This window comes from Nocardia sp. CC213A, from assembly GCF_030766805.1.
In the GTDB taxonomy this organism is placed as follows: Bacteria; Actinomycetota; Actinomycetes; order Mycobacteriales; family Mycobacteriaceae; genus Nocardia; species Nocardia otitidiscaviarum.
In genome coordinates this window covers 91,730-104,377 of sequence record NZ_JASFXA010000019.1, presented here as the reverse complement: position 1 = coordinate 104,377, position 12,648 = coordinate 91,730, and the positions used below count along the sequence as shown (strand labels likewise).

General features: G+C 67.7%; 13 protein-coding genes. 7 read left to right on the top strand and 6 right to left on the bottom strand.

Annotation, left to right across the window (positions count from 1 at the left end; translation table 11 throughout):
* Positions 1–120 precede the first annotated feature (120 nt).
* The 3 genes from QJS31_RS28970 to QJS31_RS28960 form a co-directional block, all read right to left on the bottom strand.
* The gene (locus QJS31_RS28970; RefSeq protein ID WP_306358191.1) at positions 121–621 is read right to left on the bottom strand and encodes a hypothetical protein; all 501 of its coding nucleotides are present in this window, start codon (positions 619–621) and stop codon (positions 121–123) included.
* A gap of 86 nt (positions 622–707) precedes the next feature.
* Positions 708–1,184 carry a PaaI family thioesterase gene (locus tag QJS31_RS28965; RefSeq protein WP_306358190.1) on the bottom strand — a complete coding sequence of 159 codons (477 nt, stop codon included), beginning with the start codon at positions 1,182–1,184 and terminating at the stop codon, positions 708–710.
* Between the two features lie 35 nt (positions 1,185–1,219).
* Positions 1,220–2,068: an SGNH/GDSL hydrolase family protein gene (locus QJS31_RS28960; RefSeq protein ID WP_306358189.1), complete on the bottom strand. Its 849-nt coding sequence runs from the start codon at positions 2,066–2,068 to the stop codon at positions 1,220–1,222.
* Positions 2,069–2,504: 436 nt separating this feature from the next.
* Between QJS31_RS28960 and QJS31_RS28955 the strand changes: the two genes are divergently transcribed.
* The 3 genes from QJS31_RS28955 to QJS31_RS28945 are packed head-to-tail and all read left to right on the top strand — an operon-like array spanning position 2,505 to position 5,082.
* Positions 2,505–3,470 (top strand): alpha/beta hydrolase, encoded by a 966-nt coding sequence (locus QJS31_RS28955; protein WP_306358188.1) that lies wholly within the window; start codon positions 2,505–2,507, stop codon positions 3,468–3,470.
* Between the two features lie 58 nt (positions 3,471–3,528).
* Entirely contained in the window at positions 3,529–4,125 is a 597-nt protein-coding gene (locus tag QJS31_RS28950; RefSeq protein ID WP_039818920.1) for a QsdR family transcriptional regulator, read from the top strand.
* 57 nt (positions 4,126–4,182) lie between these two features.
* A complete protein-coding gene (locus tag QJS31_RS28945; protein WP_282776757.1) occupies positions 4,183–5,082 on the top strand; it encodes a DUF3558 family protein in 900 nt (299 codons plus the stop codon).
* 13 nt (positions 5,083–5,095) lie between these two features.
* Here QJS31_RS28945 and murJ read toward each other — a convergent pair whose 3' ends face one another.
* Entirely contained in the window at positions 5,096–6,706 is a 1,611-nt protein-coding gene (murJ, locus tag QJS31_RS28940) for a murein biosynthesis integral membrane protein MurJ (protein ID WP_306358229.1), read from the bottom strand.
* Between the two features lie 1,089 nt (positions 6,707–7,795).
* Here murJ and QJS31_RS28935 point away from each other — a divergent pair.
* The 4 genes from QJS31_RS28935 (at position 7,796) to QJS31_RS28920 (ending at position 11,312) form a co-directional block, all read left to right on the top strand.
* Positions 7,796–8,797 (top strand): alpha/beta hydrolase, encoded by a 1,002-nt coding sequence (locus tag QJS31_RS28935; RefSeq protein ID WP_306358187.1) that lies wholly within the window; start codon positions 7,796–7,798, stop codon positions 8,795–8,797.
* Positions 8,798–8,988: 191 nt separating this feature from the next.
* The gene (locus tag QJS31_RS28930) at positions 8,989–9,369 is read left to right on the top strand and encodes a hypothetical protein (RefSeq protein WP_282776754.1); all 381 of its coding nucleotides are present in this window, start codon (positions 8,989–8,991) and stop codon (positions 9,367–9,369) included.
* Between the two features lie 203 nt (positions 9,370–9,572).
* On the top strand, positions 9,573–9,863 hold the full coding sequence (locus QJS31_RS28925; RefSeq protein ID WP_306358186.1) for a hypothetical protein: 291 nt from the start codon (positions 9,573–9,575) through the stop codon (positions 9,861–9,863).
* Between the two features lie 9 nt (positions 9,864–9,872).
* A complete protein-coding gene (locus QJS31_RS28920; RefSeq protein WP_306358228.1) occupies positions 9,873–11,312 on the top strand; it encodes an HNH endonuclease signature motif containing protein in 1,440 nt (479 codons plus the stop codon).
* Positions 11,313–11,456: 144 nt separating this feature from the next.
* Here the strand turns inward: QJS31_RS28920 and QJS31_RS28915 are convergent, their stop codons facing one another.
* Both QJS31_RS28915 and QJS31_RS28910 read right to left on the bottom strand, forming a co-directional pair.
* Positions 11,457–11,669: a DUF397 domain-containing protein gene (locus tag QJS31_RS28915; RefSeq protein WP_282776751.1), complete on the bottom strand. Its 213-nt coding sequence runs from the start codon at positions 11,667–11,669 to the stop codon at positions 11,457–11,459.
* A complete protein-coding gene (locus QJS31_RS28910; protein ID WP_282776749.1) occupies positions 11,666–12,541 on the bottom strand; it encodes a helix-turn-helix transcriptional regulator in 876 nt (291 codons plus the stop codon). The genes QJS31_RS28915 and QJS31_RS28910 overlap by 4 nt, the downstream gene beginning before the upstream one ends.
* Between the last annotated feature and the right edge of the window lie 107 nt (positions 12,542–12,648).

The following is a 12,648-nucleotide window of genomic DNA, read 5'->3' as shown; positions in this document are numbered from 1 at the left end:
CCTCCCGGTTCATCAGTGAGCACACTCATTAATGAGCGTACTCGCAGCAACCGATTGCGCAACCCCTCCCAGCTTGCCCGCGCCGACGCGCCCTGTCGATGAAGATGTTCGCGACACACCTCAGGCGTCGTCGGCTCCGGCCGCCGCCCAGGCGAATTCGAATTCGTCGCGGCTGATGGTGTGCCGCGCCAGCTCCGGGTCGTAGAGGTCGACGGGCGGATGCGCGGGCCATTCGTCGGCGCCGGTGCGCAGTACGGTGCCGTCACCGGCGATGGCCACCTCGCGTAGTCGGTGGCCGTCGGGGCCCAGCTCCATGAGGGCGACGAACGCGCCCTCGCTCTGGCGCAGGTGCACGATGCCCCGGCCGACGAGTGCGCCGAAGCCGGGCCGCGACCGCTGCGCCCGGCGTTGATCCCGCAGGTCCCGCAGGCCCGGCGGCACGTCGTCGGCGTCCACGGCGGTCTCGTCGAGCCGCAGATGCCGCGCCTGCTCCAGCAACTCCTCGTCGTCGATCACCTCGACTTCGGCGAAGGTCTCGAGGATTTCCCGGGGCGAACGCGCCAGCACCCACCACCAGGCCCGGCTGATTCCGTAGTCGTGCAGCACCAGAAACCGATCCATGCCCCCATCCTGGCGAACGAGTCGGCCGCGGGGCTACATTCCGCCCGAAAGGCGGGCTGGTGTATCGGAGTCAGCCGGGCAACGTGCTACTTGCCGTGGGCGCGCAGCTGGTACAGGCCCTCGGTCTCGGCGACCAGCACACCGTCGGCGTCGGTGACGACCGCGCGCAGCGTGAAGTCGGATTTGCCGTTGGCGGCGGCCTCGGCGGCGATGCGGGCGATCTCCTCCTCGCCGAGGGTGGCCTCGGCGCGCACATCGGTGCGGGCGGGCTTGCGGAAGGCGATCCGCAGATCCTTGACCAGGGGGTAGTACTCGGCGCTGTCGAAGCTGGCGATGGCGATCGCGCCGCCCAGGATCTCGGCGACCGTGAACAGCACCCCGGCGTAGATCGCACCGAAGTGGTTGGCGTTGCCCTCGGCGGGCACGGTGGTGGCCGCGAAGCCGGGCCGTACTTCGAGGGCGCGCACTCCCATGCGGTGGGCGGCCGGAATGGTGAATTCCAGCGCGCCGTTGATCACGTCTGCCAGCGGTGGGGTGGCGGTCCCGACTTCGTTGTCACTCATACCCGCAAGTATGAACTGATGGCAGGTGATGTCAATCAGAGGGGCAGAACTCCGGCGGCACGCACGGCCTCCACCACCCGGTCGGCCACGCCGCGCATGCCCTGCACCGTCGGGTGGTACGGCACCAGAGTCTCGGTGGCCAGCAGCGGATCGAACCAGCGCACCCCCGCGGGCGCGCAGGCGTCGCGGCCCGCCGAGGCGGCGACGGTGTCCACATAGAGCGCGCCGACGGCCGCGGCCGCGCGGGCCACCACCGCATTGAGGCGTTCGAACTTGGATTGGATGTAGGCGGCGTCGGCCGGGGCCAGCCCGAGCGTCTCCGGGCAGCCGCCGTCGCGCAGATAGCGCGGCCAGCCGTCGACCACCAGCGCGGCATGCGGCGCGCGGCGAGTGATCTCGCGCAGGGCGGCGGCATACGGCGCGGCGATGGCGTCGATATCGGCATCCCAGCCGTCGGCGGTTCCGGCGCAGCCACCGCGCGCCGCGGCCAGGTAGCAGTCCAGCAGATGGGCGGTGAACCGGGCGTCGTTCGCGCCGATGTGCAGGGTCACCAGGCGGGTGTCCGGACCGAGCGCGTCCAATTGCGGTGGCACACCGGCCGCTTGGGACTGGGTGAGATGCGGAATCCTGGCCGAGCTGCAGGTCCGGTCGTCCAGGCGCAGGCCGAGCCGCGCGGCCACCAGATGCGGGTAGTTGGTGGTGGAGCGTGCGCAGCTCAGGGGTGCTGAGGTGTCGAAATTGACGATGCCGGTGGTGGCCGCGCCCGAATCGCCGAGGGCGACGTACTCCGCGCCGCCGTCGGCCGGGGCGGCCGTCGCGGTCGCCAGGGACAACACCGTCGCGGCGACGCCCGCCAGTGCCGCGGTGATGGTTCTCGAGCTCATCGAATCTCCTCCTGGGTCCGGCTCACATTCTGCGGCCGGGTGACGCGCGTCCCAATGGGCGGGGCCACACCGGAGACGGGCGCGGACTGTGTGGCCCAACAATGCGGGCGGCCCGGGGGCGCGCGACGGTGGACGCACGTCGCCACGAGCGCGGTCGAGCGATTCCCGCACCGGCCGCCCGGACGAATCGACACCAGGAGGAACCTCGATGCGGAGGGCCTTGGCCAGACGAACCTCGACCATGCGGACCGGGATGGCTGGACATCATCGGCGAAGGCGGACGCTGCGAACAGATCGCGGACGAACACGGCTGGCTGGGCCGGTGCGGGCCGGTCTGGCCGGGCCCACGTCGAGACGGGCAGCGCGCCGGGCGATCCGCCCTCGGACGCCGACCACAGCGGTGCCGTGCGCGGTCGCGGCGCTGGTGGTGGCAGTCGTGGTGACCATGTTGGGGAGTGCCGGAACCGCGGCGGCGCAGGAACCGGCGCAACCGCCCGTACCGACCGTCCAGAGCCTGTTCAACACCCGGGGACCGCATCCGGTGGCCACGCCGGTGCGCGTCGATCCGTGCCGGGAATCGGTGTGGGGCACGGTGCAGCAGCTCGCGGTCCACGCCCTGGGCAATCGCGACGAGCTCACCTGCACGCAGGCATTTCCGAACGGGCTCGATTCTCCCCTCGGGGTGAACGTCTACCACCCGGCCGATATCGCCGCATTGTCGCCCGCACCCCTGATCGTCCTGACGCCCGGCTATCACGCCAATCCGGGCATGTACGACGCCATGGCGCGACAGTGGGCGAGTCACGGCTTCGTGGTCGTGCTCCCCTACGAGTTCTTCAACTCCCTGATCCACGTCCCGGCACTGGGTGTGGTGGCGGCGGCGGTCGCGCACCGGGATCCGAATTCCCCGCTGCACCACCGCATCGACCTCGGCCGCACGATTTTCGCCGGACATTCGGGCGGGGGCCAGGCGGCGTTGCAGGCGGGGGCGGTGTTCCCCAGTATCGCCGGACTCGTCGATCCGGGGCTGAGGGTCGCCGGGGTGCTGGCCGTGCAACCCGGTCCGCTCGCCATCGGGGCGTCGATCGGGGTGCCGACGCTGTTCCTCACCGGCTCCGACGATTTCGTGGTTCCCGATGGCGCGTGGGTGCGCTGGTGGCAGTACGACCTGACCGTGCACGCCCCGGCCTGGATCGCGAACGCCCGTGGGGTAAGCCATTTCTCGCCGGTGGACGGGCTCGCGCACTATCGTTCCGCCGGAGTGGCGGTGGCCTGGCTGCGCTATCTCGCGCTCGGGGACGAGACGGCGAAACGGTATTTCGTCGGACCCGAGTGGCTGCTGCCCGCCGACGACACGTTCGTCAGTGTGGAGCGCAACTCCCTGGCGAGCGCACTGCGCTAACCACGGGACCGCGAGCACCGAGTTAGATACATGAGATACACGCCGTATCATTTTCTCGGTGAGTACTCGGCAGCAGCCCGCCCGCTCCCCCGGGCGTCCGGCCTCGGCCACCAAGGCGGAGGTCGTCGAACTCGCCCGGCGGGCCTTCCTGGCGGGCGAGCGCGTCGACGTCCAAGCCGTCGCCGCCGAACTGGGCCTGAGCCGGGCCTCGATCTACCGGTGGTTCGGCTCCCGGGACGGGCTCATGGGCGCGGTTCTGGCCGATGAGTTCGAGAGCCTGCTGCGGCTCGCCGACAGCCGCCGGAAAACCACAGGCGCACACCGCATCCTGGAGGCCCTGGACCGCACCAACCACTGGCTGGCCGCGAGCGCGCCGCTGCAGCGGTACCTGGACAACGAACGCCTGGTGGGATTGAAGGTACTGACCGCCAGCGACGGACCGGTGCAGCCCAAGGCCGTCGCCGCCGTGGAGGACCTCATCACCCGCACCGAGGACGAGGACGGCTACCACGCCATCCTGGACCGGCAGCTGCTCGCCTACACTCTCATCCGGCTGTTGGAAGCGTTCCTCTACAACGACACGGCGGCCGGTATCCGCGGCGACGTGGACCGGCTGCGGCAGGTGCAGGCCGCGCTGCTGGGCATCCCGGAGTAAGGCCCCCGGCGCGGTCGCATCGATCACCCGCGAGCAGGGCTGGTGCGAGGGGGATACATGCGGAAGACCATGGTGATCGCCACGGCGACACTGTTCGCAGGACTCCTGTCCGGTTGCGCGAAAGACAGCCCACCGGAGCCTGATTCGTCCCCTTCCGCGGGCGCGTTCCTCGGCGAGTGCGGCGGCGCGCGCGACGACGACATCCGCACCATCACCGGCCTGCCCACCCTGGCGGCCGTCGCCCGCAACGGCCTCAAATGCGTCTGGGAATCACCCGGCCGGGACCGGCGGGTCATGTTCACCTGGTTCCGCGACAGCCCCATCGAACGCGAACGCACCATCGCCAGCATGAGCGGAAAGACCGTGGCGGACTTCTCCATCGACGGCTTCCACGGCTTCACCGCCAACGCGACGAGCCTGTGCCAGGTCGCGGTCCAGGACGGCGCGGACTTCTTCCACTGGCTCGTCCTCGCCCCCGGCATCGACTGCACGGTCCTGCGGCCGCTGGCCCGGCTGACCGTGGACCGGGCACACACCTGGGCGCCGGCCCCCACGCGACCACCCGGACGCCTCGACGAACTACTCCACGAATGCACGGCGGTCCCGCCGGACGACATCATGTCGACCGTCGGCGAATCCGGCCGGTCGGAGATGTATTTCCATGGGGCCGTGTGCATGTGGCGCATCGGCGGCCGCGTGGACTTGACCTTCGGCTGGCTGGAGAACGGCTCGGTGGAACGGGAGGAGGGGATAGCGCGACAACTCGGCTACCAGGTCACCGCCATCACTTCTGCTGGCTGGCAAGGCTTTTCCCAACGGCGGCCGGGTCATCCCGCTACCTGCGGGGTCACCACCAGCGATTCGGGCGCGGTCACCTGGTGGGTGCAGTCGGCCACCGGCGATCCGTGCGATACCGCGCAGCGCCTGATGGCGCTCACGGTGCGGCGCAGGGTGTGACGGGCCGGACCGGTCACGAACGGATCAGCAGCGTGCGTGCCGCGCGGATTTCGGGAATGCCGATCATTCGTGCGGCGAGCAGGAACACCGCCAAGCCGACTGCCGCTCCCACGGCTACCGTGGCGAGGTGTTCGATGGTCGGTGCGCCGATCGTCGTCCGGACGAGTGCGACGGCAGCACATCCCGCGGCTCCGGCGAGCGCCGTGGCCCACATGACGCGGTGCACGGTGGCGGCGACAGCGGTGAAGCCGAGCGGCCCGTACCGCCGACGCAGCAGAATGTGCCCGGTCACCGCACCGGCAACGTAGGCGAGCGAACTCGCGACGCTTAGCATCACGATCACGGCGTGGTCGGTCAGCACGGTCGCCGTCAGAACCAGGATCGTCACCTTCGTCGCGACCATGACGATATTGATCACGGTGGGGGTGCGAGTGTCGTTGTAGGCGTAGAACACTCGCATCTGCAGCATGACCAGCGCGAACGGTGCGAGCCCGAAGGCCGAGCACGCCACCGCCGTACCGATCAACCGTGCGGCGTCGGCGTCGACACGACCGGTGAACACCAACGCCGCGAACCCCGGCCCCAGCAGGCTCATCGCCATGGTCACCGGAATCAGCGCCACGGACAGATAGCGGGCCCCACGGGCGAGATCGGCGGTCACCGCGGCATGGTCGCCGAACGCGGCGGCACGCGAGATTCGCGGCATCAACACCGTCAGCACCGACGCGGCGAGAATGCCGTAGGGCACCTGGAACAGCAATTCGGCGTAGGTGTAGACGGACACCCCGCCATGGTCGAAGGCGACTCGCATCGTGATCGCGACACCGATCTGGCTGATCACGGCATACGCCAGCAGCCATCCCAGGATCGGCAGCCCGGAACGCACCGGACGCCACGTACAGGGCAACGGCCGCACCCGCCAACTCCACGCGAACCCATTGCGCCGCAACGCCGCAACCACCCAGGCGGCCTGCCCCGCGATCCCCACGGTGGTGCCGATCCCGATGGTCAGGACCTGCGCGGTGGTCATGGAGGCGGGCGTGAGGGTGACCGGTCCCGGCAGTAGCACGAACACCCCGCAGGTGGCCAGCACGATCACGTTGTTGACCACCGGCGCCCAGGCCGCCGTGGCGAAGCTGTCGCGGACATTGAGCACCGCGCCCACGACGACCGACACCCCGTAGAAGAAGATCTGCGGCAACAGCAGATACGCCCACCACGTGGCGAGATGACGCTGTTCGGAGTCGGTCACGAACACTCGGACGATCAGCGGAGCGCACACCACGGTGAGCACCGTGATCAGCGCCAGTGCGAGCACCGCCGCGACCATGACGCGCTGGGTGAACTCGCGGGACCGCTTGCGGCCCCGGCGCCGAGCCCTGGTCAACAACGGAACGACAGCGCTGGCCAGGACACCACCCAGCAGCAGTTCATAGAGCATGTTCGGCAGATTGTTCGCACCGTTGTAGGCATCACCGACAGCCGCCGTCCCCAGCACGGCGGCGATGACGATCGTCCGCGCGAACCCCGTGACTCGGCTGACCACCCCGGCGAGAGCCACCTGCCCACCCGCACGGGCAAGCCCTGAAGCACCCGTACCCGCCTCAGCACCAACGCCTTTCAGTTTGACCGTTGCGGCGGTGCGGCGCGGCGCTCGGATCGGTAGCGGCTGTGTCGCGAAGCTACCGTAGTCGTTCACTGCGTCCCCCTCATCGCGAATCCGAACCCGACCCGTCCAGATTACGGATGCGACAGACCGGCACCCTCTGGTCACTCGCGCCGAGGTGCCGCCCACAGGCCGTTACGTCGGCCGGGACACGGCCGACGAGTGCGCGCGATGCCGAATGCCGTGAGGGTCGGAGGATCAAAACCCCGGCTTCACCAGGCAAGCCGATAACTTGGTGCCGTGAGCGATGGTGCGCTTAGGCCCGAGTGGTGTGTGGTCGCGTCGTTGTTGCCTTACCCGTACAAGGAGTCGGGTCCCAACGCTGTCCTGCGCAGCCACAAGATCTTCCCAGCCGGGGCGAAGCTTCATGTGATCGGCGGCTTCGCGGGTAAGGGGTCATGAGGTGGTGACCGTGGTTGGTACTGGCCACCGACGCCGGTATGTCACCGCCCACATCCAGGCTCGATACCTCGGAAATTGGCGTGTGGCTCTGATCTACCGGCCCGAGGTGCTGAGGGCGATCCATCAAGCCGAGATCGATGACCGGTGGAGCGCTCATCGCTGGAATCAGCAAGGCTTCGAACTGGATTCACCCGAGTATGGCGAGTATCTCCGGCGGATCGCGGAGGGCTTTCGGCCCACTCATCGGGACAGAACCGACGACGGGTAGTGCCTGTCGTGGCTGGCGGTCGGCGCGAACGCCCGATCACACACGCCCCCACCTGCCGCTGATCGCGCGGTTTGGCGCGGGCTGAGGCATCCGCCGACGAATCTGACGTATTGTGCACCTCACTCGACTGCCGGCGGCTTACCGGTCGGCGCGCTGTCCGTACTCTCGTCAACTTCGGACAGCAGTCCCGAGCCTGTGATTTCCACTATCCCGAGTCAGTACTGCTCCCGATGGCTTGACGTCGGCCTCCTCCCATCCGCCTGTGTGATCTGTTGCCGTCCGTTTGACAGCGCCCCGCTCGAGGTTCCCAATTGGGCGTATGTCCAGATAACCCATGCTCCCGCCCCGGAGCAGCGTGTTTCCGCACAGGAGTGGTGATGAACCTTCGTCGTCTCGTACTCACTGCCATGTTCGCCGCCGCCTGCGCCGTGGCGACCGTCGCGACACCCGTCGCGCACGCCGAACCCGACCGGGTGCCGGAGACCGTCGATATCGCCTGTGGCGATGCGGTCCGACATCTGAAGGCCGACTGGTATCTGCCCGATGGACCAGCCGGTGGCCTGGTCTGGCTGCAACACGGTTTCGCGCGGAGCAATGCGAATGTGGCCAGCCTCGCCGAGCATTTCGCGGCTGCCGGATACGTCGTCTTCGCTCCCTCTCTGCCGTTCATGGACCCGGCCGGATGCACCCTGCAGAACCTCGGCGACAACACCGGATTCCTCGGGAACATCGCCGATCTGTTCGCCACCGACGCCGAACCCACCAACTCGCTGGCGCGCAGTTTCGCGGCGGCTACCGCGACGGCGCACCGCCCGGATCTGCGACTGCCGCGGCAGACGGTCTTCGTCGGGCACTCAGCCGGCGGCGAAGCCGTCGAATACGTCGCGCGCCGACTGCACACCGACCACCCCGCCGCCTTCGCCGACCTGCGCGGACTCGTCCTGCTCGACCCGGTGAAGTCCTTCCTCGGTGACAACACCGACCAAGCCCTCACCGATCTCGACCACACCGACCTACCGATTCTCGATATCGCCGCGAAACCCTCACCATGCAATCTCTTCGGCGTCGGCACCGACACCCTCCAGCGCCTGCTGCACCGCCGCTACCTGGGCATCCGCATCGGTACCGGAGTACACACCGACGCCGAAGGCCCCAGTGGCGACACTCTGGGCAACCTGGTGTGCGGCGACCCGAGATCGGTGAACATCTCGACCCTGCAGACGCTCGCGGTCGGCTGGGCCACCGACTACTTCACCGGCACCAGAACCGCCGACTACTATCCCGCCCACGCACCCACCGCCGATGCCGCCGCCGCGCACTCGGCGGTCACCGACGTGGTTTCGGCCGCACCCGAGGCGGAGATTCTGACCGGGGCGTAGCGGAGGCTGCTCGGTACGCCGGCTATGCCCGGTATGGATTCCCGCAAAGGTTGGGCTTCGCCGCGGTCGGTCACCGTCGACTACGTCCGTATTCGAACGAGTCGGGCACCGCTGGGAACAGCTAGCGTGAGATTCGCTCCGCCCCTGGCTGAACAGCCGGGTCATCCGATCACTCGACAACGGAGGGTGCGATGTCCACAGAGGTCTACCTGATTGCTCTCGACGATCAGGGGTTACCCGGAGTTCTGGACCCGGCGGTAGTCGAGAAGATATTCGGCCGGCACGGCGTCGACGTCGTCGGCACCGACGCAGTCGTCAGCGATCCTGACATCGAAAACGCCTGGACCGAGGTCACCGGACTGGGCAGCGGGGTGCTGACCTTCTGGCGGCCTGCTGGCAGGCTGATCTGGCGCATACTCTTCGATCTGCTGACCGAGTGTCACGGTTTTGCCTACGACACCGGTGGTTCGCTGATAGTCGGCAATGACGAGTCTCTCCGCCGCCTGCGCGCGTCGGGCAATTGGGACGCCGACGATGCCAGGACTGTCACCTCACCGGACGAACTGGGCTGATTCTGAACCAATGCGTGGAGGCATCGCCATTCAGCCGATTCGATCGCGTTGTCGTCACCGACGGCTTCGAACATCCCGGCGTACCAAGGATCATCACGCCGAGCATTCGATCAGCTTCGTGCTATCTCGAAAGCTTGAATTTCTTCGGCATGTCGGTCTAGCTGAGGTTTCGTGTCGCGGTCGCGGACGGTAGATTCGAACACATGAGCGAAACCGTCGCGGGCGAGGCCACCAGCTACGAGCTGGTCGCGCGGCTGCGGGAGGTACACGCGCGGATCGCCGCCGCCCAGGCCGAGGAGGTGGCGTTGATGACGCGGCTGTATCGGCTGCGGCGCGCCCAGCAGCTCGAGGCCGGGGTCGCGGCGCGGCATGCCGGGGAGTCGGCGGCGACCGAAATCGGTGTGGCGGTGCGGGTCTCGCAGCGCAGCGCGGACGGGCTGATCGCGCTCGGGATGGGATTGGGGCGGTTGCCCGCGACCCGCCGGGCGTTCTGACAGGGGCGCATCGATCTGGCGCGGGTACGCGCGATCCACGACACTCTGGTCAACACATCCGACGACACCGTCGCGGAGTTGGAAGAGACGGTGGTCGCTCGTGCCGAAGGGTGTGATCCCGCGCGGTTGCGGCGCACCATCCGCAAGCGACTGCTCGAGCTCGACCCCGCCGGGCAGGCGCGGCGGCGGCGTGAGGCCGAACGCGAACGGTACGTGGCCGTGCGTGCGGCCGACGACGGGACCGCGCTGGTCGATGCCGTGTTGCCCGCGGCCGGGGGGTGGACGTTGTTCGAACGGTTGCGGGAGATGGCTGTCAGTCAGTGTTGTGCCGCCGATCCGCGCACGATGAACCAGCGGCGTGCCGATGCGTTGGTGGCGTTGGCCGACGGGAGCGGGCAACTGACCTGCGGCTGTGCACTGCCCGAGTGTGCCCGCCGGGACTCGACCACGCCGGTGCCGGTCGCGCGGCGGGCGTTGGTGCAGGTCGGTGTCAGCGCGGCGACCCTGGCGGGGGTGCAGGACAATCCGGGGTTGTTGGCTGGGTTCGGTGCGATCGACGCCGATCTGGCGCGGCAGATCGCCCGCCACGCCCGCTTCCATGTGATCACCGAAACCAGCGACGAAATCAGCAGCGACACCAGCACACCCGACACCGCAGGATCGCCGACCATCGAAACCACCGACGGGAACCATGCACCGGCAGCGGTCGAATTCGCCGACGGCAGTCCTGTCATCGGCGAACCCGCCGACCCTGGCCGTGTACCCGCAGCTCCGGACGCCGCTGAGAACGGCCTGGCCACGATCGACGACACCGCGACCATACCCCCACGCCACATGAATCCCCCACCAACGGCGACGGACTCACCAGAATGGGCGGCGGACTCACCAGAATGGCGATACCGCCCCAGCACCACCGTCGCCGCCCGCGTACTAGCCCTCGATGGAACCTGCCGCGCCCCCGGCTGCCCGGTCCCGGCCGCGGCCACCGACCTCGACCACCAACAGCCCTTCGACCACCACTCCCCCGCCACCGGCGGACCCACCACCGTGCACAACCTCGGCTGCCGCTGCCGCCGACATCACCGCCTGAAAACCCTCGCCGACCACGGCATGAACGGGTGGACGGTCACCCACCATCCGCATCGGCGCATCGAATGGCGCACCCCCACCGGCGACACGATCACCACCAGCCCCGAAGGCGCCAAGTTCCTGTTACCGCATGCGCCGGTGGCCGCCACCCTACTGGAACCCGTTGATCCACAACCCGATCCACCGCTACTCGACCCGGGACCGGCGGTCAACGCGCTCACCGAACTACTCCACGTCTACATCCCACCAGGGCGACGACATTTGCGCACTCACCGCGACGTCCATCACACCATCACTGTCGGAGGCACCTTGTGCAGCGTCGGCGGCTCCGATCGGGATGCAGACCGCCCGCCCTTCTGAGTAGAACCGGGACGGACCGGTCGATGTGCACTGGGCAGGAAATGACGGAAACGATGAAAGTCGGTCTCGAACATGCCGAAGCACCCGCGAACACCGCTGACCTCGACCGGCTCGCGCGGCTGCTGGAGCAACCTCTACATCAGGTCAACTCATGCCGGTATCGAATTCGCCGGTCTGCACACCGGTTACGAAGGCATCCCACTCGCCAGGCGTGAATACCAGCGCAGGTCCCGCAGAGTCCTTCGAGTCCCTGACTCCCACTACTCCGCCCGCGAGGTGCGCCACTTCCACACACTCGCCCTGTGCACTGCTGTGACTGCTCTTGAACCACTCGGCCTTGGATAGGTCGACGTTCACGCGCGGTACTCCTTTGCCGTCGCCGACACGATGTGCCTGGTCGTGTCGGGATCCAACGCTACACGGCTGATCTCGGCCAGAGCTTCGCGATAACGCGTCACTTCCGCTTCCCGTTCGAGGTAGAGGTCTCCGGCCCATTCCTCGACATAGATCACAGGTGGTTCGGCCATTCCGGTGGCGGGCAACTTGGGAAACTCCAGCAGGACGAACGAACCTACGCGGGAACCCAGGTGCCCTGCCGCATCGAACGAGACCATCCGAACGGTGACGTTCGGCAGTTCACTCACTTCGAGGAGCCGCTCGAGTTGTTCGGCCATCACGCCCCGGCCGCCGATCTGGTCACGAATTACGGCCTCCCACAGGATCACATCCAGGTCGAAGTCGACATCACGCATACGTGACTGCCGCTTCTCCGCGACCTCGATCAGCTTCTCGACCTGCCCGGTCGGCATGTCGGGCGTCTCCAGCCAGGCCATCGCACGGCGATACGCGGGAGTTTGGAGCAGACCGGGCACAATGGCGGTCTTCCATGCGGTGACTTTGCGGGCAGCGGCCTCCAAACCCATGTAGTGATCGAACCCCGGGCGCATCTCATCGGCATAGGCACGCCACCAGTTCTTCTGCGCCGAGTTGAGTTCCTGGGCCAGCCCGAGCATCACTCGGCGGTCCTCGTCGCCCACACCGTATGCATCAGAGAACGCATTGACCCACAGTTGGGGAACTTTGGTTTTCAGACCATCTTCCAGACGCCCGAGAGTTTGCTGTGAGGTCTCCACGATCTGTGCTGCTGCATACCTCGTTAGCCCCGCGCGGGCGCGATGCTGGGCAAGCAGTCGTCCGAGCGCTCTACTCGCAAGGGTCGATCCAGCCATAGCCATTAGCCTCGCTATTGACGGGGGCGAGATTTGGAAGTATCCGAGCTGGGTGTAGCCGTTCTGAAAGTTTGGCATCCCCGCCGTGTTTCGCACAAGGTGGAAGT

What these genes read in the sequence shown, in the direction of transcription:
- QJS31_RS28970 (WP_306358191.1), bottom strand. Translation starts at nt 621, where the DNA reads ATGGATCGGTTTCTGGTGCTGCACGACTACGGAATCAGCCGGGCCTGG.
- QJS31_RS28965 (WP_306358190.1), bottom strand. Translation starts at nt 1,184, where the DNA reads ATGAGTGACAACGAAGTCGGGACCGCCACCCCACCGCTGGCAGACGTG.
- QJS31_RS28960 (WP_306358189.1), bottom strand. Translation starts at nt 2,068, where the DNA reads ATGAGCTCGAGAACCATCACCGCGGCACTGGCGGGCGTCGCCGCGACG.
- QJS31_RS28945 (WP_282776757.1), top strand. Translation starts at nt 4,183, where the DNA reads ATGCGGAAGACCATGGTGATCGCCACGGCGACACTGTTCGCAGGACTC.
- QJS31_RS28935 (WP_306358187.1), top strand. Translation starts at nt 7,796, where the DNA reads ATGAACCTTCGTCGTCTCGTACTCACTGCCATGTTCGCCGCCGCCTGC.
- QJS31_RS28930 (WP_282776754.1), top strand. Translation starts at nt 8,989, where the DNA reads ATGTCCACAGAGGTCTACCTGATTGCTCTCGACGATCAGGGGTTACCC.
- QJS31_RS28925 (WP_306358186.1), top strand. Translation starts at nt 9,573, where the DNA reads ATGAGCGAAACCGTCGCGGGCGAGGCCACCAGCTACGAGCTGGTCGCG.
- QJS31_RS28910 (WP_282776749.1), bottom strand. Translation starts at nt 12,541, where the DNA reads ATGGCTGGATCGACCCTTGCGAGTAGAGCGCTCGGACGACTGCTTGCC.